This is a genomic window from Baekduia alba (assembly GCF_028416635.1).
Classification (GTDB): domain Bacteria; phylum Actinomycetota; class Thermoleophilia; order Solirubrobacterales; family Solirubrobacteraceae; genus Baekduia; species Baekduia alba.
The window spans coordinates 3,265,596-3,286,421 of the sequence record NZ_CP114013.1; the positions used below are offsets into that span (position 1 = coordinate 3,265,596).

The 20,826-nt window shown below is 73.3% G+C and carries 21 protein-coding genes and 1 tRNA gene; 7 read left to right on the forward strand and 15 right to left on the reverse strand.

The genetic code is table 11. The features are described from left to right. Positions 1–5: 5 nt before the first annotated feature. The 4 genes from DSM104299_RS16520 to DSM104299_RS16535 form a co-directional block, all read right to left on the reverse strand. Complete coding sequence (locus DSM104299_RS16520; RefSeq protein ID WP_272472737.1) at positions 6–509, reverse strand: hypothetical protein; 504 nt, start codon at positions 507–509, stop codon at positions 6–8. A 10-nt stretch (positions 510–519) separates the two neighbouring features. After that, positions 520–1,551, reverse strand: a complete 1,032-nt coding sequence (locus tag DSM104299_RS16525) for a helix-turn-helix transcriptional regulator (RefSeq protein ID WP_272472738.1) — start codon at positions 1,549–1,551, stop codon at positions 520–522. A 93-nt stretch (positions 1,552–1,644) separates the two neighbouring features. Beyond that, positions 1,645–2,172 (reverse strand): hypothetical protein, encoded by a 528-nt coding sequence (locus DSM104299_RS16530; protein ID WP_272472739.1) that lies wholly within the window; start codon positions 2,170–2,172, stop codon positions 1,645–1,647. Between the two features lie 69 nt (positions 2,173–2,241). Beyond that, positions 2,242–2,538, reverse strand: a complete 297-nt coding sequence (locus DSM104299_RS16535; RefSeq protein ID WP_272472740.1) for a hypothetical protein — start codon at positions 2,536–2,538, stop codon at positions 2,242–2,244. A gap of 394 nt (positions 2,539–2,932) precedes the next feature. Between DSM104299_RS16535 and DSM104299_RS16540 the strand changes: the two genes are divergently transcribed. Together DSM104299_RS16540 and DSM104299_RS16545 are read left to right on the forward strand one after the other, a co-directional pair. Further along, the gene (locus DSM104299_RS16540) at positions 2,933–3,166 is read left to right on the forward strand and encodes a ribbon-helix-helix domain-containing protein (protein ID WP_272472741.1); all 234 of its coding nucleotides are present in this window, start codon (positions 2,933–2,935) and stop codon (positions 3,164–3,166) included. After that, on the forward strand, positions 3,166–3,465 hold the full coding sequence (locus DSM104299_RS16545; RefSeq protein WP_272472742.1) for a type II toxin-antitoxin system PemK/MazF family toxin: 300 nt from the start codon (positions 3,166–3,168) through the stop codon (positions 3,463–3,465). The genes DSM104299_RS16540 and DSM104299_RS16545 overlap by 1 nt, the downstream gene beginning before the upstream one ends. An 80-nt stretch (positions 3,466–3,545) precedes the next feature. On the opposite strand, the gene DSM104299_RS16550 is transcribed toward DSM104299_RS16545, so the two are convergent. The 3 genes from DSM104299_RS16550 to DSM104299_RS16560 form a co-directional block, all read right to left on the reverse strand. Next, positions 3,546–3,619: transfer RNA gene (locus tag DSM104299_RS16550), tRNA-Met, on the reverse strand. Positions 3,620–3,633: 14 nt separating this feature from the next. Then, entirely contained in the window at positions 3,634–5,028 is a 1,395-nt protein-coding gene (locus tag DSM104299_RS16555; protein ID WP_272472743.1) for a hypothetical protein, read from the reverse strand. A 20-nt stretch (positions 5,029–5,048) separates the two neighbouring features. Then, positions 5,049–5,249 (reverse strand): hypothetical protein, encoded by a 201-nt coding sequence (locus tag DSM104299_RS16560; protein ID WP_272472744.1) that lies wholly within the window; start codon positions 5,247–5,249, stop codon positions 5,049–5,051. A gap of 25 nt (positions 5,250–5,274) precedes the next feature. Here DSM104299_RS16560 and DSM104299_RS16565 point away from each other — a divergent pair, with 25 nt between their 5' ends. Together DSM104299_RS16565 and DSM104299_RS16570 are read left to right on the forward strand one after the other, a co-directional pair. Continuing rightward, entirely contained in the window at positions 5,275–6,657 is a 1,383-nt protein-coding gene (locus DSM104299_RS16565) for a UTP--glucose-1-phosphate uridylyltransferase (protein WP_272472745.1), read from the forward strand. After that, positions 6,654–7,706: a galactokinase gene (locus DSM104299_RS16570; RefSeq protein ID WP_272472746.1), complete on the forward strand. Its 1,053-nt coding sequence runs from the start codon at positions 6,654–6,656 to the stop codon at positions 7,704–7,706. Before DSM104299_RS16565 ends, DSM104299_RS16570 begins: the two co-directional genes overlap by 4 nt. 51 nt (positions 7,707–7,757) lie before the next feature. Here the strand turns inward: DSM104299_RS16570 and DSM104299_RS16575 are convergent, their stop codons facing one another. Then, positions 7,758–8,117, reverse strand: coding sequence for a hypothetical protein (locus DSM104299_RS16575; RefSeq protein ID WP_272472747.1), 360 nt, complete (start codon positions 8,115–8,117; stop codon positions 7,758–7,760). A 15-nt stretch (positions 8,118–8,132) separates the two neighbouring features. After that, on the reverse strand, positions 8,133–9,800 hold the full coding sequence (locus DSM104299_RS16580; protein WP_272472748.1) for a sodium:solute symporter family protein: 1,668 nt from the start codon (positions 9,798–9,800) through the stop codon (positions 8,133–8,135). A 185-nt stretch (positions 9,801–9,985) separates the two neighbouring features. On the opposite strand from DSM104299_RS16580, the gene DSM104299_RS16585 reads away from it, so the two are divergent. From DSM104299_RS16585 to DSM104299_RS16595, 3 genes are read left to right on the forward strand one after another with little or no spacing between them, the layout of a single operon-like run. Continuing rightward, positions 9,986–12,037: a S53 family peptidase gene (locus DSM104299_RS16585; protein WP_272472749.1), complete on the forward strand. Its 2,052-nt coding sequence runs from the start codon at positions 9,986–9,988 to the stop codon at positions 12,035–12,037. Between the two features lie 34 nt (positions 12,038–12,071). Continuing rightward, complete coding sequence (locus DSM104299_RS16590) at positions 12,072–13,313, forward strand: M20 family metallo-hydrolase (protein ID WP_272472750.1); 1,242 nt, start codon at positions 12,072–12,074, stop codon at positions 13,311–13,313. Positions 13,314–13,344: 31 nt separating this feature from the next. Then, positions 13,345–14,073 (forward strand): SDR family NAD(P)-dependent oxidoreductase, encoded by a 729-nt coding sequence (locus DSM104299_RS16595; protein ID WP_272472751.1) that lies wholly within the window; start codon positions 13,345–13,347, stop codon positions 14,071–14,073. A 117-nt stretch (positions 14,074–14,190) separates the two neighbouring features. On the opposite strand, the gene DSM104299_RS16600 is transcribed toward DSM104299_RS16595, so the two are convergent. From DSM104299_RS16600 to DSM104299_RS16625, 6 genes are all read right to left on the reverse strand, one after another. After that, a complete protein-coding gene (locus tag DSM104299_RS16600; RefSeq protein WP_272472752.1) occupies positions 14,191–14,451 on the reverse strand; it encodes a DUF2630 family protein in 261 nt (86 codons plus the stop codon). A 496-nt stretch (positions 14,452–14,947) separates the two neighbouring features. Beyond that, positions 14,948–15,694, reverse strand: coding sequence for a (S)-ureidoglycine aminohydrolase (gene allE, locus DSM104299_RS16605; protein ID WP_272472753.1), 747 nt, complete (start codon positions 15,692–15,694; stop codon positions 14,948–14,950). Further along, complete coding sequence (pucD, locus tag DSM104299_RS16610) at positions 15,691–18,114, reverse strand: xanthine dehydrogenase subunit D (RefSeq protein WP_272472754.1); 2,424 nt, start codon at positions 18,112–18,114, stop codon at positions 15,691–15,693. Before pucD ends, allE begins: the two co-directional genes overlap by 4 nt. Next, complete coding sequence (locus DSM104299_RS16615; protein ID WP_272472755.1) at positions 18,111–19,481, reverse strand: 8-oxoguanine deaminase; 1,371 nt, start codon at positions 19,479–19,481, stop codon at positions 18,111–18,113. Before DSM104299_RS16615 ends, pucD begins: the two co-directional genes overlap by 4 nt. Further along, entirely contained in the window at positions 19,478–19,957 is a 480-nt protein-coding gene (locus DSM104299_RS16620) for a (2Fe-2S)-binding protein (RefSeq protein WP_272472756.1), read from the reverse strand. The genes DSM104299_RS16615 and DSM104299_RS16620 overlap by 4 nt, the downstream gene beginning before the upstream one ends. Beyond that, positions 19,954–20,808, reverse strand: a complete 855-nt coding sequence (locus DSM104299_RS16625) for an FAD binding domain-containing protein (RefSeq protein WP_272472757.1) — start codon at positions 20,806–20,808, stop codon at positions 19,954–19,956. The genes DSM104299_RS16620 and DSM104299_RS16625 overlap by 4 nt, the downstream gene beginning before the upstream one ends. Positions 20,809–20,826 lie beyond the last annotated feature (18 nt).

Consider the following 20,826-nt stretch of genomic DNA (forward strand, 5'->3'; position numbering starts at 1 on the left):
GCGGGTCAGCCTCGGTTGCCGTTCTTGATGGCGCTGTTGGCCATCGCGACGAAGGCCTCGCGGCCGCCGCGGGCCTTGGCCTGGATCTCGTAGCGCACGCCCTTCTGGATCCAGGCGATCGATGGCGGCGAGCAGGAGGCGCCGCAGCTCAGGGGCCGGTAGTGGCCCTTCATCCCGAGGGCGAGCTTGACGTTGGTGGCCTTGTACCCCAACTTGGCTCCCCGCTCGCCCGTGAACGTGGCGAGGAAGCACGCGTTGGCGCCGCCGCAGTCCTTCGCACCGCTCAGCGCGAGGTGGTACTCCCCCTTCTTGCTGTCGCCCTCCGGGTAGGTCTTCGTGCTGGACGCGATGTCCAGGTCGACCCGCGACGGCAGCAGGACCGGCACGTCGATGCTCGCGGCGTCTGGGATCTCGGCGCCGAGCCGGGCCGGGACGTCGACCGTCCGGGCGACGGCGGACGCGGTGAGCAGGGCGAACGCCACGACGGTGAGGGCCAAGGCGCGGAGCATGCCGGCCAGCCTACGTGCCGACCGCCGCCCACGCCGTGGCCGCCGCGTCCGCGGCGTTCGAGACCCCCAACTTGGCGTAGGCGTTCTGGAGGTGCTTCTCGACGGTGCGCCGCGCGATCCGCATCCGCTCCGCCACGTGCGCCGCCGGCTGGCCGAGCGCGACCCACCGCAGCGCCTCGGCCTCACGCGCGGTCAGCCCGAGGCTGCGCAGCGCGGCGACGGTCAGCTCGCCCGCGCCCGGCTCGATCAGCAGCACGTCGCGGCGATCGGCCGACGGGCGCGGCAGCAGCCGCACGGTCAGGGTGGTGCCGGCGACCGTCAGCGTCAGCGGCTGCGGCGGGCCCGGCTGGCCACGGCGGTCGGCGATCCAGTCGCGGATCGGCACCGGAAGCGCGTTGCGCTGCGGTCCCGGATCGCCGAGCAGGCGCCGCGCGGTCGCAGTCGCGAACTCGACGCGACCGTGCGGATCGAGGACGACGACGTGATCGCCCTGCGTCTCGAGCCCGGCCTCCAGCGCGTGCAGGGCGGCGGCGCGCGCGCTGGCCAGCTCGGCCGTCCGGTAGGCCTGGATCAGGTGCGGCCGTGCGAGCGTGAGCAGCTCGACCTCGCTGTCGGAGTAGTCCTCCGCCCCACGGCTCAGCGCCAGCGCGACCACGAGCGGCGGCCGGGCCGGGAGCGTGAACGCCACCTGCGACTCGACGCCCATCGGCAGGTAGCACTCGCGGTAGAGGTCCAGGCGCCGGAACGCGTCGCGGTCGAGCAGGTCGCTGATCCGGCGCGGGCGGCCGTCGAGCGTCTCGCGGTAGGCGGCCAGCACCGGGTTCTGGTCCGAGTACGTCACCCACGCGCCGAACACCTCCTCGGGGAAGCTCGGCACCACCAACGAGTACGTGTTCTCGGGCGTGCCGTCGACCTCGTTGTAGGACACCCACGCCGACGGCACCGCACGGTCGAGCACCTCCATGATCCCGGGGCGGAACTCGTCGATGCCATCGAAGGCATACACCTCGCCAACGAGGTCGAGAAGCCGCTTGTCGATCATCCTGGTCCGACGCTCAGCCATACGCGCCCGGGAGTATCGCTTTCGCGGGCCGCTCGATCCAGCGCCGCGCGGTCCGCAGGTGGCATCCGTCGGTCAGCGACGCTGAGCCGTGAACTCCAGCCGGCCCGTGCAGTCCTTGCTGACGATCGACGACCGCCCCTTGGCGGTGTAGGTCACACGGCCGGTCGCCTTGCCGTCGCGGAGGGTCACCGTCAGCCGCGTCGCGTCGCTGTAGCCGGGTCCCGACGACTTCGTCTTGATGTCGACCCGGCCACTCGCCGAGACGGCGGCCGCGGCAGGCACGCTCCGCCGCTCGTCGGCCGGCCGGTGCACCGGGTCCGCGTCGTTCCAGTACGCGCAGACGACCGGCATCGAGATGCCCGGGGTCCACGTCAGGCACAGCGCGCGCTTGAAGGTGCCATCCCCCATCGGGCAGCTCGGCATCACCTTGACCGAGAACGCCAACTTCTTGCCCTTGGCGTTCGTCGTCGTGCCCTTCGTCGCCTTGCCGGCGTACCGCCCGGCGTCCGACGAGGCGCCGTTCGCCACCGTCACCCCCACGCCGGCGACCACGACGAGGCCGGTCACCAGACCGAGGACGAGACGACGCGTGCGGTTCATCGCGCGACTCTAGTCGCCCGCCAACCTCGTGCGGGCGGCTTCCCGCTCGTTGCCTGCACTCGCGTTCAGCTACGCGTCGGCCACGCGGCTGCCCCAGATCTCGTGGACCGGGAACTTCTCAGGCTCGGAGAGCTCGACGCCGGCCGTGGCCAGCGCGGCATGGAGGCTGCCATCCCAGGCCTGCTGCCACGCCTCCTCGGACTGCCAGATCTCACTGACGCGCAGGTCCGGCTCCTCACCGAACAGCACGTGGAGCTGGAGCGCCGCAGGCGGCCCGTCGGGACCGTTCTCCCGCAGGGTGGCGTTGACCTGGTCGTACTGCGCGCGCGTCAGGGAGGACGGCGCGTAACGGATGAGGATGGACATGACTCGAAGCTAACCCACACGACGGCCGCGCGCAGGAGGTCGCCTAGGCACCAGTGCCGCTCTGCGTGCGCCACGCAGACGTCAGGCTCGCTTTGCGCTGACCGAACGACGACGAGACCGGTCCGCGGTGCCGCGGGACGCGTCGCGTACTCCCGAGACGCTGAGCGACAACCGCTCGACCTCAGAGTGCCGCTGCGTCGCTGAGCTGAGGGCCCGGGTGGTGCCTCCCGAGGACGACGAAGCCCCGCGCCTGCGAGGCTTCCGGACCTTTAGTTGGGGAGACTCGAGCCGGGCTGCGTTTGCGGATGTGTGCAACGCGCGACGGCGAGAAGGCCTGATCCACACGCCGGGAAGATTGTCGTTGCTCTCGGTACGATCTTGGTACCATAATGGGATGAGCAAGCAGATCGCGGTGCGCCTTTCGGACGAGCTGGTGGCGTTCGTCGACGAGTTGGTGGACTCGGGCGCCGAGCGCAGTCGGGCGGCCGTGGTGTCCCGAGCCCTGACACGTGAGCGGCGTCGGGCGGTCGCGGCACGCGATGCGGAGATCCTCTCGCGCACCGGCCCAGATCCCGAGCTACAGGGCTTGGCCGAGCACGCGGTCGAGCTGCGCTCGGACCTGGCTTGATGCGGCCGATCCACGTCGCCCAGCTCGACAGGGCGCGGCCGGTGCTGGTCCTGACGCGCGAGCTCGTCCGCCCGCACCTCGCGACGGTCACGGTGGCGCCGATCACGACAACGATCCGTGGCCTGTCCACCGAGGTGCCCGTCGATGCCGCAAACGGGCTCGCCGGACCATCCGTCGCCAGCTGCGACAACATCACCACGATTCCCACCAGCGCCCTGGGAGAGCACGTCGGGATGCTGCTCGACCATCAAGAGCAGATGCTGAGCAACGCGGTCCAGGCGGCGTTCGATCTCGACTGACGTCGTGTTTGCTCCAGGGACCATCTCGGCTTCCGACGAAGCCCCCGAAACACCGCCGAACGCCCTGCGAAACGGCCTGATAGCTGGGGAGGGACTCGAACCCTCGACCTCACGATTATGAGTCGTGCGCTCTAACCAGCTGAGCTACCCAGCCAAGGGCCGCGGATTCTAGCGGCCGGTGACGGCGAGTATGCGTTCGGTGGTCGGACCGGGTGGTGTCGAGGGTGTCGTGGGATCGGGGCGGGTGGCGATGATCGTCGCGGTGCCGGTGCGGTCGAGGCCGGCGGAGGCGGAGGGCGTCTGGCCGTAACTGGTCGGCTGGAGTGGGCCGGACAGGACGATCTGCGGGACCGTGGGTCGTGCCCCTCGCAGCGTGGCGGCGGAGATGGTGTAGGACTTGCGGTCGCTGCAGGTGTACCCGACGACCGAGCGGCCGTGCGCCGCGGCCACCGAGGGCGTCGAGCACAGCAGCTTGCGGCGCCCGGCGCCGTCGACGTCGACGTCGCGCGGCTTGCCGAACGTCGTGCTCGCACCGCCGCCCTGGGCGATCGCGAAGCGGACCGTGCTGCTCACGCCGTTGAACCCCACCGACCGATCCTGGCCGTAGCGCTCCGGGCTCCAGGCGAGCGTCGTGCGGCCCTCGTCGTCGGCCGCCAGCGCCACGTCGTCCAGGTAGTACCCCGCGTCGATTCGATCGACGACCTGCAGGCGCCGCCCGGCGAAGCTCCCGCCCGGCGGTCGTCGCACCGCCGCCACCCCCCAGCGCGCCGCGGGGTGGTCGGCCTTGCGGGCCTTGAAGGCGATCGTCGCCGCCCCGTCCGGTCCCGCCGCGACGTGGACGGCGCCGTAGCGGCCGATCGGCGTGACCGCCGTCGGCCGGCCGACGCGCCCGGCCACCGTGTCCACCGTCACCGCCCACACACGCCGGTCGCGCAACCACGCGACGATGCCCTTGCCGTCGACCCCGATCGCCGCGGCCGGCGGCCCGGACAGCTGCGCGTCCACGACGACCGGCGCGCCGAACGCCCCGCCCACCGCCCGCGTGCTCACCGCGACCGCGCCCTTCAGGCTCAGGTGGGCCTTGCGCGTGTCGGTGTTGTAGGCCAACAGCCCGTGCCCGGACGGGTCGATCGCGAGCGCCGGATGCCGGACGCCGTTGGCCTGCTCGTCGCTGACCTGCACCGGCGCGCCGAACGCCCCACCCGGATCGCGCGCGAAGGCGACGATCGCGCCGTAGCGCTTGGGCGTGTCGATCCGCCACGCGACCGCCGCGGCGCCGAGCCCCGCCGCCGCGACGACGGGCCCGGCGACCTTGCCGAGCTTGCGGCCCGGCAGCCGCTCGGACGCGCCCCACGCCGCGGCGCCGCTCGCCCGCTGCACGAGCCGGGCGCCGCCGTCGACCCGGAGCATGACAGCGGTCGCCCCACCCCCGGCGTCGGTCGCCGACACGACGCCGACCCCGAAGGGCCCGTGGCCCAACTCGACCGGCGCCGAGAACGCGGCGTCCGCGGCGGCCGGCGCGCCCACAGAGCACACGGAGACGATCCCGGCAACCAAGAGCACGGTCCGACGACGCACCACCGTCAACCCCCGGGCCGCCGCTCGCGGTCCCGATCCTCCGCCTGCCCCACCGCGTAGAACGCCGACGAGACGATCCCGACGCCCCCGACGCCGGCCACCATGATCCCGACCGCGTCGAGCCACGTCGCGGTGCCGATCGCCGCGATCGCGCAGCCGATCACGATCAACGCCACCGACAAGAGCGCCAGCCGGGCAGGAGCCATGGGACGCACAGTACCGTCAGAGCCCGTGACGGCCGACCCGCTCCAGCTCGCCCTCGACAAGCTCGCCGAGGACGGCGCGGCGGAGCCGGTCCGGGCGGCGTTCGCGCGGCGGTTTGCCCAGCTCCAGGACCCGGACGCCGGACTGCTGGCCGGCGACGCGCTCGAGCCCGTCGACGATGTGCCGGCGCTGGACGACCTCGAAGGCCAGGGCGGCGACCCGACCGCCATCCTCCCCCGCCTCGCGGTCATCAAGCTCAACGGCGGGCTCGGCACGTCGATGGGCCTGCGCGGGCCCAAGTCGCTGATCGACGTCAAGCCCGGCATCACGTTCCTGGACGCCATCGCGCGGCAGGTGCTGGCGCTGCGTCAGGCCGCGCCCACGACCGCGCCCGTCCCCCTCGTCCTGCTCGACTCCTTCTCTACGCGCGCGGACACCCTCCGGGCGCTCGCCGACCGCCACCCGGACCTCGCCGCCCCGCCGATCCCCGCGGACTTCCTGCAGTCCCGCGAGCCCAAGCTGGACGCCGAGACGCACGCGCCGATCGCGTGGCCGCGGCATCCCGACCTCGAGTGGTGCCCGCCCGGCCACGGCGACGTGTACGTGTCGCTCGCGGCCTCTGGCATGCTCGCGACGCTCCTCGACCACGGCATCGACTGGGCCTTCATCAGCAACAGCGACAACCTGGGGGCGACGGTCGACCCGCGCATTCCGGCCTACGCCGACGCGCACGGCATCCCGTTCGTGATGGAGGTCGTCCGCGGCACGCCCGCCGACCGCAAGGGCGGGCACATCGCGCGCCGGCGCGACGACGGCCGCCTCGTCCTGCGCGAGACCGCCCAGACGCCGCCCGGCGACGACAGCTTCACCGACGTCGAGCGCTGGCGTTTCTACAACACCAACAACCTCTGGGTCGACCTGCGCGCGCTGCGTGCGACGCTCGACGCCGACCCCGCCGGCCCCGCGCTCCCGCTGATCGTCAACCGCAAGACCGTCGACCCGCGCGACCCCGCCAGCCCGGCGGTCCTCCAGCTCGAGACCGCGATGGGCGCCGCGCTCGGCGCGATCGACGGCGCCCAGGCCGTCCTCGTCCCCCGCACCCGGTTCGCGCCCGTCAAGACGACCGACGACCTGCTCGTCGTGCGCTCCGACGCCTACGCGATCGGCGACGACGGCCGCGTCACCCCGACGTTCGACGGGCCGCCCCCGGTCGTCTCGCTCGCCGCGAAGTTCTACAAGTCGCTGCCGGACATGGAGGCGCGGTTCCCGGCCGGGCCGCCGTCGCTGCGGGCCGCGCGCTCCTTCGCTGTTACGAAAGACACCACATTTGGTGCGGATGTGCGAATTATCGGTGACGTCTCCGTGACCTCCGGCGGGATCGTCCCGGACGGCGAGACACTGCACGCATGACCGCCAGCGTCACCGCCTTCGGCCCCGGCCGCGTCAACCTCATCGGCGAGCACACCGACTACAACGGCGGGCTGGCGCTGCCGTTCGCGATCGCCGAAGGCGTCACCGTCGTGGCCACGGCGATCGACGGCGACGACGTCCGCGCGATCGCCAGCGACTTCGACGGCGGGCGCGACGCGTTCCCGCTCGCCGACCCGCCCCGCGACGACGACACCACCGGATGGCGCGCGTTCGTGCGCGGCATGGTGGCGGAGCTCGGCGCCGACGGGCGCGCGCTGACGCCCGCGCTTCTGGAGATCTCCGGCACGCTCGCGCGTGGCTCGGGCCTCTCGTCCTCCGCCGCGCTGGAGGTCGCGCTGGCGCTCGCGCTGCTCGGCGTCGCGGGCGTCGACGTCGCCGACGACGACCGCCTCGCGCTCGCGCGCGTGTGCTCGCGCGTCGAGAACGACTGGGTCGGCGCCCAGACCGGCCTGCTGGACCAGACCGCCTCGCTGCTCGGCCGGTCCGGCCGCGCGCTGCGGATCGACTTCCGGGACATGGACGTCACCGAGATCCCGCTCGACCTCGGCGCCTGGACCCTCGTGACCGCCGACTCCGGTCAGGCGCACTCGCTCGACGCGGCCGAGGGCTACAACGAGCGGCGCGCGGAGTGCGAGGACGCGGCGCGCCGGCTCGGCGTCGCGACGGTGAGCGAGGCGACGCCCGACCAGGCCGCGTCGCTGCCGGATCCGCTGAGCCGCCGCGTCCGCCACGTGCTGGAGGAGAACGCGCGTGTCGACGCGACCGTCGCCGCGCTGCGCGCCGGCGACCTCGCCGACGTCGGCCGCCTCCTCGACGCCTCCCACGCGAGCCTGCGCGACCTCTACGACGCGTCCACCGACGCGGTCGAGCGGACCGTGAGCGCGCTGCGCGACGCGGGCGCGGCCGGCGCCCGCATGGTCGGCGGCGGCTTCGGCGGCCACGTCCTCGCGCTGCTGCCGCCAGACGTCACGCCTCCGCCGGGCGCCCGCGCGGTCACGCCCGGGCCCGGCGCGCACCTGCTGCGCTGAGCGCGGGCGCTCCCCGCCGGGCGGGCCGAAGCGAGGCGAGGCGAAGGCCGCTCAGGCCGCGCCGCCGCCCTCCTCGCGCTGCTCGGCCAGCAGCCGGTCCCGCTTGGCCTCCTGCTCCTGGAGCTGCTTGCCGAGCGGCCGCAGCAGCGCCCACGTGATGAACGACCCGCCGAGCGCGAGCATCCCGCCGCCGGCGATCAAGTTGATGTGGACGCCCGCGGCCTTGGTGATCTCCGCTTCGGAGTCGTTGAGGCCGACGATCGTCAGCACCACGCCGTAGAGCAGGAACAGGCCGCCGATGATGCGGCGCAGGTCGAAGAGGTTCGCCGCCAGCGCCTCGCGCGTGCCGGTCTCGGCCCCCGCGCCCGCGTCCCGATCCGGCTGCTGCCCGTTCGTTCCCTGGTCGGTCATGTCGCTCGCTCCCGCCTAGAAGAAGATGATGGTCAACACGATGCCCAGGGCGATCGCCCCGAACCCGAGCAGCTTGGGCGACTCCCACCATCGGTCGTGCGTGATGGCCACCAACGGATCCTCCTCGTTGGCCATCCCCCACACCAGCCCCTGCAGCTCCTCGATCGGCTTGGCCGGCGTGAACAGGGTCACCGCCACCGTGACGACCGCGTCGACCACGAACGCCGCGCCCGCGCCCCAGAACGACTCGTCGAGGTCGGAGCCGAACGTGAACCATCCGGCCCACTTGTACCCCACGTAGGTCACCAGCGCCGCGGTCGTGCCGGCCACCAGGCCCCACAGGCCCGCCGCCGGCGACATGCGCTTCCAGAACATCCCGATGATGAACGTCGCGAACAGCGGCGCGTTGAAGATCGAGAACAGCGCCTGCAGGTAGTTCATCAGGTTCTGGTAGGACGACGCGATGAGCGCCGTGCCGATCGCGACCACGATCCCGCCCACGGTCACGTAGCGGCCGACCCTGATGTAGAACGCGTCGTCGCGGTCGCGCGCGATGTACGGCTCCACGATGTCGGTCGTCACCACCGTGTTGAACGCGCTGACGTTCGCCGCCACGCCGGCCATGAACGAGGCCATCAACCCCGTCAACGCGATCCCGAGCATGCCGTTGGGCAGGTACTCGTTCATCAGCAGCGGGATCGCGTTGTTGTAGGCCAGGTCCGCATCGCCGCCACCGAGATGCGGGATCTTCCACAGCGCGATCAGGCCCGGGATCACCACGACCGCCGGGATCAGCAGCTTCGGGTAGGCGCCGATCAGCGGCGTGCGCTGGCCAGCGCTGAGGTCGCGGGCGCTCAGCGCGCGCTGGACCTCGGCGAAGTTCGTGGTCCAGTAGCCGAAGGACAGGATGAAGCCGAGGCCGAAGACGATCCCGATCCACGTCGCCCCGATCGGGTTGGTCACGGCGCCCGGATCGGTGCCCTGCAGCGCGTGCAGGCCGGCCTCGCCCAGCTTGGTGTCCTTGATCTTGTCGGTCAGCCCGCCCCAGCCGCCGGCGTCGTGCAGGCCGACGATCGTCAGCGGGATCAGCGCCGCCATGATCACGAAGAACTGCAGCACCTCGTTGTAGATCGCCGAGGACAGGCCGCCGAGCGTGATGTAGGCCAACACGATCCCGGCCGCGACCACGATCCCGAGCAGGATCGGCCACCCGAGCAGCAGCTTCAGCACGAGCGCGAGCGCGAACAGGTTGACGCCCGCGATCAACACGGTGGCCAACGCGAACGACCAGGAGTTGAAGAGGTGCGAGCGCTTGTCGAAGCGCATCAGCAGGTACTCCGGCACGGACCGCACGCGGGCGCCGTAGTAGAACGGCATCATCACGAGCCCGAGGAAGACCATCGCCGGGACGGCGCCGATCCAGTAGTAGTTGACCGTCGCGACGCCGTACTGCGCGCCGTTGGCGCCCATGCCCAGGATCTCGGTCGCGCCCAGGTTCGCGGACACGAACGCCAGGCCCGTGATCCACGCCGGCAGCGACCGCCCGGACAGGAAGTAGTCCAACGACGTCTTGATGTAGCGCTTGGCGACGAAGCCGACCCCGAGCACGACGACGAAGTAGACGCCGAGGATCGCGAAGTCCAGGGCGTTCGTGTTCAGGCGCACGTCGGCGGCGGCGAGCATGGCGCGGAGCATGCGGCGGCAGTTCCCGCGCGGGCGCTCGACTAAGCGTCGAACCGCGCACCGACGGTCGGTCCGTCGCGACCGTGCATCCGGAGCGCCGCCGTGCCGGCATCTCCGCGTGCCGTGCCAACTTCTGACCGACCGTGGTTCGACCTTCAGGCAGCCTGGGTATCGGGCCCGCCGCCATGATGCACCGAGCACTCAGGCGAGCCCTGCTCGCATCCACCACGGCGGCCGCGCTGTCACCGGCCGTAGCCGCCGTTCCCGCCCACGCAGCCCAGCCGGGCCGCGCAAACCTCGATGGCAGCGTCCCCACCTGGGCGCAGCCGGCCCGCGACCAGGGCGCCGCCGACGCCAGCCAACCGACCGAGATCAAGGTCTACCTGCCGCTGCGCGACGCCGCCACGGCGGAGGCGATGGTCCGCGACGTGTCCGATCCCAAGAGCGCCAACTACGGCAAGTACCTCTCGCCGGCGGACTTCCGCTCGCGGTTCGCGCCGACGACGGCCGACGTCCAGACGGTCGAGCAATTCCTGACCGATGCCGGCCTGAGCATCGGCGCGGTGCCGAGCAACAACCACAGCATCACCGCGACCGGCACGCTGCAGCAGGTCGAGACGGCCTTCGGCGTCGACGTCCACAAGTACGCCTACCGCGGCAAGGTGCTCAACGCGCCGACCGGCGACCTGACGATCCCGACCGCGCTGCAGGGCAAGGTCATCGCCGTCTCCGGCGTGGATCAGTCCGGCCTGCTGACCCAGCCCGCCAACTCGCACTCGCGCGGCACCGACGAGTCCTACCTGCGCGCCAAGCCGGACGCCCCGGTGGCCGCTGCGCCGCAGCCGACCGCGCGGCTCAAGGCGACCGGCAGCGCGCCGCCGCCCGACGCCTTCGTCAACGCGCCGCCGTGCTCGACGTACTTCGGCGAGAAGATCGCCAAGGACCTCCCGCCCGCGTTCGGCAGCAAGCAGCCCTACGCACCGTGCGGCTACACGCCCGCCCAGTTCCAGGGCGCCTACGGCGTCGACCAGCCCATCAAGAAGGGCCTCGACGGCCGCGGCATCACGGTCGCGATCACCGACGCCTACGCCGCGCCGACGATCGAGGCCGACGCCAACCAGTACGCGCAGACGCACGGCCAGGCGCCGTTCGCCAAGGGCCAGTTCAAGCAGGTCCTGCCCAAGAAGCCGTACCGCTACGGCTACGACGACCCGGACAACCCGTGCGACGAGCAGGGCTGGTACGGCGAGGAGACGCTCGACGTCGAGGCCGTGCACGCGATGGCGCCGGGCGCGAACGTGGTCTACGTCGCCGGCCGTTCCTGCGATGACGGCGACCTCGACGGCGCGCTGAACAAGGTCGTCAACCAGAAGCTGGCCACGATCGTGACGAACTCGTGGGGCGGGATCGGCGGCGACTCCGCGCCGGCGTACCTGAAGGCCTACCAGCAGACGTTCATCCAGGCCGACCTGGAGGGCATCGGCATGTTCTTCAGCAGCGGCGACAACGGCGACGAGAGCCAGTACACGACCGACGGCGCACCCGGCGCCGACTTCCCGGCGACCGATCCGTTCGTGACCGCCGTCGGCGGCACGGCGCTGGCCGTCGGCCAGGCCAACGACTACCAGTGGGAAGTCGGCTGGGCGTCGGGCACGAGCTCGCTCGGGCCCAACGGCAAGAAGTGGCAGCCCACCCCGCCCGGCGACTTCCTCTACGGCGGCGGCGGCGGGATCAGCGCCATCTTCGACCAGCCCTACTACCAGCAGGGCGTCGTGCCCGACGGCATCGCCCAGGGCAAGCGGGCGACGCCGGACATCGCGATGGACGCCGATCCGCAGACCGGCATGCTCGTCGGCGAGACCCAGACGTTCCCCGACGGCACCGCGAAGTACAGCGAGTACCGCATCGGCGGCACGTCGCTGGCCTCGCCGCTGTACGCGGGTATGGAGGCGATCGCCGACCAGGTCTACGGCCGCGCGCACGGGTTCGTGAACCCGTCGATCTACGCGCTCAACGGCACGAGCGCCGTCCGGGACGTCGTCCCGCGCGCGCCCAGCGCCGTCGTCCGCGTCAACTACAACAACGACGTCGACGACAGCGCCGGCACCACGCCGATCCTGCGGTCGCTCGACGACGAGGCGCAGTCGATCCACACCGGTCCGGGCTGGGACACGATCACGGGCGTCGGCACCCCCAACGGCCTGGCGTACCTCACCAACCTGGGGTACACGAACTAGGAGGAGGGCCACGAAGGCAGTAGGTTGCCGGGGCGTGAGCGACAGTTCGCGCCCCGGCCGCCTGCACTCCGCGATCGCGGAGCTGGCGACGTTCAACGACGATCCCGCCAGCGGCGGAATCACGCGCGAGGTGTACACGCCGACCTACGCGCGGGCCCTGGAGCGGGTCGTCGCGTGGATGCGCGAGGTGGGGCTCGAGCCCCGGCTGGACGCCGTCGGCAACCTGTACGGGTCGTGGACGGGGACCGACGCGACGGCGCCGCGGGTCCTGACCGGGTCGCACGTCGACACGACGTTGAACGCCGGCGCCTATGACGGGGTTCTTGGTGTCCTTGGAGCGATCGAGGCGGTGCGCACGTTGCGCGACGCCGGGTTCACGCCCCGCCGCACCGTCGAGGTCATCGCCTGGGCCGGCGAGGAGCCGCGCTTCGGCACCGGGTGCGTGGGGTCGCGCTGCGCGGCCGGCGACCTGTCGCGCGCCGACCTGGACCGGCTGGTCGACCGCGACGGGATCACGATGGCGGTGGCGCTGCGCGAGGCCGGCTTCGACCCGGACGCCGTGAAGGACGCGGTCGTCGCGCCGCCGACCGTCCACGCGCTCGTCGAGCTCCACATCGAGCAGGCGATCGTGCTCGAGACGCACGGCGAGCCGATCGGCGTGGTCGAGGCGATCGCCGCGCCGCACGACTTCCGGATCGTCTTCGAGGGCGCCGCGACCCACGCGGGCGCCACGCCGATGGGCCTGCGGCGCGACGCGCTGGTCGGCGCCGCCGAGGCGGTCGCGGCGATCGAGGAGATCGCCCGCGGCTCGTCGTCCGGGACGACGGTCGGCACGGTCGGCGTGATCCGGGCGCTGCCGGGCGCGATCAACGTCGTACCGGGCGTCGCGTCGCTGGACGTGGACGTGCGCGACAGCGACGAGCCGGCGCGCGAGGCGGTGGTGGCGGCGATCGTCGACGCCGCGCGCGCGATCGGGACGGCCCGCGGGCTCGACGTCGGCGTCGAGGAGATCGTCACCGACACGCCGGTCGCGTGCGATGCCGCGGTCGTCGCGGCGTCGGTCGCGGCGTGCGAACAGCTGGGGCTGACGTACCGCCGCATGATCTCCGGCGCCTACCACGACGCCATGATCATGGGCCGTCGCGTGCCCGTCGGGATGATCTTCGTGCCCTCGCGCGGTGGCGTCAGCCACCACCCCGACGAGTACACGTCGCCACAGGAGCTGGACCGCGGCGTCGCGGTGCTCGCCGGGACGCTGCGGCGCCTGGCGTCGTAGCGGACGCGCCGGCACGCTAGGTTCCCGGGCCATGCTCGACGGGCGCGTGGCGTTGGTGACGGGCGGCAGCGGCGGCATCGGCGCGGCGCTGTGCCGGCGGCTGGCCGCCGAGGGGATGGCGGTCGCCGTCCACTACCGCGACCGGGTCGAGCTCGCCGACGCGATCGCGCGCGACATCGTCAGCCAGGGCGGTCGAGCGGTCGCGGTCCCCGCCGACCTCCTGGTCCCGCGAGCCGCCGAGCTCCTGGTCGACCAGGTCGAGGCGCAACTCGGGCCGGTCGACGCGCTGGTCGCCAACCACGGGCTCGCGCATCGCGCGACGTTCGACGAGGTCGACGCCGGCGCCTGGGACGAGACCATGGCCATCAACCTGCGCGCGCCGTTCCTGCTCGCCCAGCGCGTGCTCCCGGGCATGAAGGACCGCGCGTACGGCCGGATCCTCTTCGTGTCCTCGGTCGCCGCGTTCACCGGCGGGATCGTCGGACCGCACTACGCGGCGTCCAAGGCGGGCCTGATCGGCCTCACCCACCACCTGGCCTCACGCGTGGCCGAGGCCGGCATCACCGTCAACGCGATCGCCCCCGCGCTGATCGAGCACACCGACATGCTCCCCGGCGACCCCGGCTACCTCGCGCGCGCGATCCCGGTCGGCCGCCTCGGCCAGCCGGAAGAGGTCGCCGACATGGCGGTCGCCATGCTTCGCAACGGCTACCTGACGAGCAAAGTGGTCTCGCTCGACGGAGGGATGCACCCCCGCTAGGCCGATTGTCCGGTCCGGATCGTCGTGGCTGACGTCGCCGGCCCAGCGGCAGCGTGCGCCCGCACGTGAAGCGGGTTGGCGACCGTCAGACGCGGCGCGGCGGCCCGGACAACCGGGCTAGCCGAGATAGCCCTCGACGGTGCCTTCGCCGCGCAATTGCTCGGCGTCCGGGTCCCGGCCGGCGCGCGCCGCGGCCTCGCGGCGGCGCAGGAGATCCCAGAGCTGGTCGAGCTCGACCTTGATCGCGGCCAGCCGCGCGGCGTCGCGCTCGATGACCTCGGGATGCCCGGTCTCGGCCGCCGCGCCCTCCTCGGCGCGCAGCTTGCGCTCCTCGCCCTCGAGCTGCTCGATGCGGTTGCGGATCTGTGCGTCGTCCATGGAACCGAGCCTACCCCGCGTGCGACCGCGCGCACTGGTAGTCGATGACCAGGAGGTGGAAGTGATGATCGCCCTGCGGGCGGGTGTCGACGAGCGTCGGGTCGGCCGGGTCGACCCCGTCCGGCCCGTTGATCGTTCAGGAGCCGATGCCCGACCCGCCCTCCTCGTCCTGGCAGGCGTAGGCCAGCGCGATCCTCGCGCCCTGCGGATAGGTCGCCCCGGAGGCCGCGGCGTGTCGATCGTGGCCGTCGGCGGCGTGCTGTCGCTCTCCTCGTAGATCACGCGGAACGTCTCGGGGTCCAGGACCCCGGGCGCCGGCGCCGGGTAACGACCGCCCCACTGCTCCGGACCGGGTTGTTGGCGTACTTGGACCCGAGCGAGAACGGCTTGCCGTTCAACGTCAGCCCCACCATGGCGTCAGGCACGCCTCGCAGACGACGGCGAGGGCGAGCGAGTACTTGGAGCATCCGTGCAAAGTGCGCGGCACTACAAGTGCTCAGAAACCGTCGCGCCAAGTGTCCTTGTACAACAGGTACTCGGCCGGCCCGTCGGCGCTCGCGGTGAAGCCCTGCGGGCAGTAGGGCGCCATGTAGATGAAGTCCTCGGCCTGGACCGCGTGCTCGTCGGTGCCCAGGACGTAGGTGCCGCCGCCCTCGGTCATCCAGAGGCCGTGCTCCTCGTCGTGGACCTCGATCTTGTCGAGGCCGACGCCGGGCTCGAAGCGCAGCAAGGACATCGCGAAGTCAAAGGCGGGGTCGTCGACCGGCAGCAGCTCGCGGCGGGTGAAGCCGGCGACCGCGGTCGGGGCGAAGGGCTGGTCGTCGCGGTGGCCGGACAGCGCGCCCGGCGCGTCGTGGGCCGCGTGGCCTTCGTACTGGCGCTTGACGATCAACAGCCGCGCGGGCGCGTCGTCGCCGGCACGCAGCTCGTAGGCGGTGTCGGACGGCAGGTAGGCGAAGCCGCCGGCGGGCAGCGTGCGGCGCTCGCTGGCGGCGATGCGCACCGTCACGGCCCCGTCCAACACGTAGAAGAACCGCTCGTAGCCGGCGCCGACGCGGCGCGTCGTGCCGCCGCCCGCATGCAAGGACACCAGGTACTCGCCGATACGCGACGGCGCCATCCGCGGCGTGACGAGCTTGACGACCGGCTGGTCGCCGAACTCCGGCAGCCGGCTCGGGTAGTGGTTGGCCGGCGTGACCACGGTGTAGCCGTGGCCGAGCGCGCCGCGGTCGGCGTCGGTCATCGCGCGTGTTCCTCCTCGTCGACATGGACAACAAGCTCCTCCGGCCGGACCGGCGCGCGCGGCAGCTCGTGGCCGGTCGCGGCGCGCAGCGCGGCGAGGATCGCGGGCGTCGAGGACAGCGACGGCATCTCCCCCACGCCCCGCAGCCCGTACGGCGTCTCGGGATCGCCGAGCTCCAGGATGATGGAGTCGACCGGCGCGGCGTCGACGATCGTCGGGATCCGGTAGGAGCCGAGGGACTGCGTCTGGACCAGGCCGCCGGCGAGCAGCACCTCCTCGCTCAACGCGAGGCCCAGACCCTGGATCGACCCGCCCTCGAGTTGGCCCTCCAAGGCCATGGGGTTGATCACGCGGCCGACGTCCTGGGCGCACGTGAGCTGGACGACGCGCGCGAGGCCCAGCTCGACGTCGACCTCGACGACCGCGCGGTGCGCGACGAACCCGAAGCCCGCGTGCGCGTCGCCCTGGCCGGTCACGGGGTCCAACGCCTCGGTCGGCGCGTGGCGATAGGTGCGCGTGGCCTCCAGCGGCTCGGCCCCGCCCTCGACGAGCTCGACGAGGTCCAGCACGCGCTCGGCGCCCTGCCAGACCGCGCCGTCGCGCAGCGCCAGCGCGGTGTCGCGGCGGCCGAGCCAGTCGGCCGCGCGCTCCAGCGCCGCGGTCCGCACCGCGACGCACGCGGCCCGCACCGCGCCGCCGACCATCCACGTCAAGCGGGAGGCGGAGGCCGAGCCGGCGGAGTCGATCGCGGTGTCGGCGGCCGCGACGACGACCGCCTCGACGCCGAGCTCGGTGCGCGCGATCTGCTCCTGGACGCCGAGGACGCCCTGGCCGACCTCGACCGCGGCGGTGTGGACCTCGACGACGGCGCGGCCGTCGCGCGCGGTGAGCCGGGCGCGCGCCGTCGAGGCGTCGTCGAAGCCCTCCGAGAAGGCGATGTTCTTGAACGCGGCCGCATAGCCGACCCCGCGCCGGACGCCCTCGCCGCGCGTGGCGGCGAACTGGCTGCCGGGCAGGTCGCGCGGGTCGACCGCCGCGCCCGCGGGGCGCTCCGCCGGCAGCGGATGCTCAGCCAATGCCTCCAACAACGCGACGGTCGCGATCGGTCCGCGCACGACCTGGCCGGTCGGGAGCACGCCGCCGTCGCGCAGCGCGTTGCGGCGCCGCAGCTCGATCGGGTCGAGCCCCGACGCCGCCGCGAGCTTGTCCATCTGCGCCTCGTAGGCGACGGCGACCTGCACCGCGCCGAACCCGCGCATCGCGCCGCACGGCGGGTTGTTGGTGTACACGACGGTCCCGAGCAGGTCGACGTCCGGGCACGCGTACGGGCCGGCCGCCAAGGTGGTGGCGTTGGCGACGACCGCCGTCGAGGACGACGCGTAGGCGCCGCCGTCCAGCCAGAGGCGCGCGCGGACCGCCGTCAGCAGCCCGGTCGCCGCGTCGGCGCGGTGCTCGTACTCCATCCAAGCCGGATGGCGGTGCACGTGACCGCCGGTGAACGACTCGTCGCGCAGGTAGGCCATCTTCACCGGCCGCCCGGTGACCAGCGCGAGCATGCACGCGTGCAACTGGATCGACAGGTCCTCGCGCGCGCCGAACGCGCCGCCGACGCCGCCCAGGACGAGCCGGACGCGCTCGGCCGGCAGGCCGAGGCCGGCCGCGACCTGATCGCGGTCGACGTGCAGCCATTGGGTGGCGATGTGCAGCTCGACGCCGCCCTCGCCGTCCGGGATCGCCAAGCCGGACTCCGGGCCAAGAAACGCCTGGTCCTGGATGCCGACCTCGTAGCGGCCGGTCACGACGACCTCGCCCGGCGCCGGCGCGTCGGCGATCGGCGCGCCCGCCAGGATCGGGACCGCGCGCAGGACGTTGCCGGCCGGGTGCAGCGCGGGCGCGTCGGGGGCCAGTGCGGCCTCGACGGTCGTCAGCGGCTCGACGGGCGCGTACTCGACCACGACCAGCGCCGCCGCCCGCCGCGCGGTGACCGCGTCCTCGGCCGCGACGATCGCGACCGGCTCTCCGTGGTGGCGCACGCGGTCGATCGCGAGGACCGGCTGGTCGGGCAGCGTGTTGCCGACGAGCTTGTCGCCGGGCACGTCGGCGTGCGTCAAGACCACGTGCACGCCGGGGACGTCGAGCGCCGCCCGGACGTCGATCCCGCGGATGAGCGCGGAGGCGTGCGGGCTGCGGACCGTCGCGCCGAACAGCATGCCTTCGACGCGCAGGTCCGAGGAGTACAAGAACTCCCCCGCGACCTTCGCCGGCCCGTCGCTGCGCGTCAGGCGCGCGCCGACGTGCCCGGCGCGGGCCGCGCGCTCGGCGTCCTCGTCCAGCAGCGCCTCGGGCTCGGCGCCCGTGCCGGTGTGGCGCACCGTCCGCGGGTGCTGCGCCTGCCACGTGTCGCCCTGCTGCGGGCTCATGTCCCCGGCGCCGCCAGCGCCATGCGGCCGCTCTCGCGCCGCAGCTCGGCAGCGAGCGTCACCGGGTCGGCGGTGCGCAGCTCGGCGTCCTCGACGACGACCTCGCCGCCGACGACGAGCGTGTCGACCGGGCGCGTCGGGCCGAAGGCGAGCGCCGCGATCGGATCGGCGATCCCGGCGAAGCCGACCTCGTCGAGGTTCCAAAGCGCCACGTCGGCCAGCGCGCCGACGCTCAGGTGCCCCAGCTCGTCCTCGCGCCCGAGGCAGCGCGCGCCGTGGCGCGTCGCCATCTCCAGCGCCTGGCGGGCGCTCAGCGCGCGCGGCCCACGCGCGACGCGAGCCAGGACCATCGCGGCGCGCAGCTCGTCGACCAGCTCGCCGCACTCGTTGGACGCCGCGCCGTCGACACCGAGCCCGACCGGCGCGCCCGCGGCCAGCAGCGACGGCACCGGCGCGATCCCCGCGCCGAGCCGGCCGTTGGACGTCGGGCAGTGCGCGACGCCCGTCCCGGCCGCGCCCATCCGCACGGTCTCGTCCTCGTTGAGGTGCACGCAGTGCGCGAGCCAGACGTCGTCGCCCAGCCAGCCCAGGTCGTCGAGGTACTGCAGCGGGCGCACGCCGAAGCGCTCGAGGCAGAACCGCTCCTCGTCGTCGGTCTCGGCGAGGTGCGTGTGCAGCCGGACGCCGCGGGCCCGCGCCAGCTCCGCGGTCTCGCTCATCAGCTCGCCGGTCACGCTGAACGGCGACGTCGGCGCCAGCGCGATCCGCACGCGCGCGCCGGGCTCGGGGTCGTGATGGCGGTCGATCGCCTCGGCGCACGCGGTGAGGATCGCGTCGCGGTCTTCGACGACGTCGTCGGGCGGCAGGCCGCCGGCGCTCTTGCCGAGGTCCATCGCGCCGCGGCACGGGTGGAAGCGCATCCCGATCGCGCGGGCCGCGTCGATCTCGACGCCCAGCAGGTCGCCGGCATGGCGCGGGAAGATGTAGTGGTGGTCGGTCGTCGTCGTGCAGCCCGACCGCGCCAGCGACGCCAGCCCCGCGCGCGCCGCCGCGGCGACCACCGCGTCGTCGATGTGCTGCCAGACCGGGTAGAGCGCGACCAGCCACTCGAACAGCGTGGCGTCGGTCGCGTAGCCACGCGTCGCCCACTGGTAGAGGTGGTGATGGCAGTTGATGAGGCCGGGCGTCGCGAGCTTGCCGGCCGCGTCGATGCGGCGGATCGCCTTGTTGGTGTGGTCGCTGGCGGCGGGTCCTTCGCCGACCGCGACCAACCGCTGGTCCTCGATCACGAGGTGGCCGTCGGCGATCTCGCGGCGCTCGTCGTCGACCGTCGCGATCGCGCAGCCCTCGATGACGATCGTGCTCATGGCGTGCGCTCCTCGCTGGCGGCGGCCGCGGCGCGCCGCACCGCCTCGATGATCTTCGTGTAGCCCGTGCAGCGGCAGAGGTTGCCGTTCAGGCCCTCGCGGATGTCGGCGTCGGTCGGCTCCGGGTTGCGCGCCAGGAGGTCGCGGGCCGCGACGACCAGCCCCGGCGTGCAGAACCCGCACTGGACGGCGCCGGCCTCCAGGAACGCCTCCTGGAGCGGATGCAGCCCGCCGCCGTCCGGCGCCGCGAGCGCCCCCGCGGTCTCGACGGTCGTGCCGTCGGCCTGCGCCGCGAGCACGAGGCACGCGCACGCGATCTCGCCGTCGATCGCGACCGTGCACGACCCGCACTCGCCCTGCTCGCAGGCGTTCTTGGCGTTCGTGACGCCGAGGACGTCGCGCAGGACGCGCAGCAGCGACTGGCCCGCATGCGCGTCGTCGACCGCGTGCGCCGTGCCGTCCACGACGATCCTCATGCGGCGTCCAGCCCCTCGACGGCGCGCGTCAGCGCGCGCCGCGCCAGGACGCCGGTGACGTGGCGGCGGTACTCGGCGCTGCCGCGCGCGTCCGCGATCGGGTCGACCGCGGCGGCCACGAGCGCGCCGAAGCGCTTGGCCGTCTCGGGCGCGGCCAGGACGTCCCAGTCGGCGGCGATCAGCGCCTCGGCGACCTCGGGCCGGATCGCGGTCGGGGCGACCCCGACCGCGCACGCCGACGCGCGGCGCCGCCGCGGGTGCAGTGCGACCGCGACGCCGCAGACGGCGCGGGCCATCGCGTTGCGCGCGCCGGCCTTGGCGTAGGCGACGGGCCCGTCGGCGACCGGGACGCGCAGCGCGACGACGAGCTCGTCGTGCGCGAGGGCGCAGCGGCCGGGCGCGGTGACGAACGCCACGGCGTCGATCGTGCGGCGGGCGGTGGCGCTCGCGACATCGACCGTGGCGCCTGCCGCGCCGAGCGCCGCGAGCGCGTCGCTCGACGGGTCGCCGAGGACGAGCGCGCCGGCCAGCGTCGCGCGGTTGCGGATCTGGCGCGAGGCGACCGTGCGCGCGGCGGCGGCCAGCCCGGGCAGCGTGTCCGCGTGGCGCTCGAGCACGTCGGTGTAGGTGGTGGTCGCACCGAGCACGACGACGTCTCCCTCGCGCGCGGTCGCGCGCAGGTCCGCGCAGGCGCTGAGGTCGATCAGCGTCGGCGGGTCGATCGCCCCGCGGTTGAGCTCGACGAGGACGCCCGTTCCGCCGGCGACGATCGTCGCCTCGGGGTGCGCGACGCGTGCCGCGAGGGCGTCGTCGAGGGTGCGGGGTCGAAGGATGGTCAGGAAGCTGTCCAAGCTGGGAGACAACGCTGG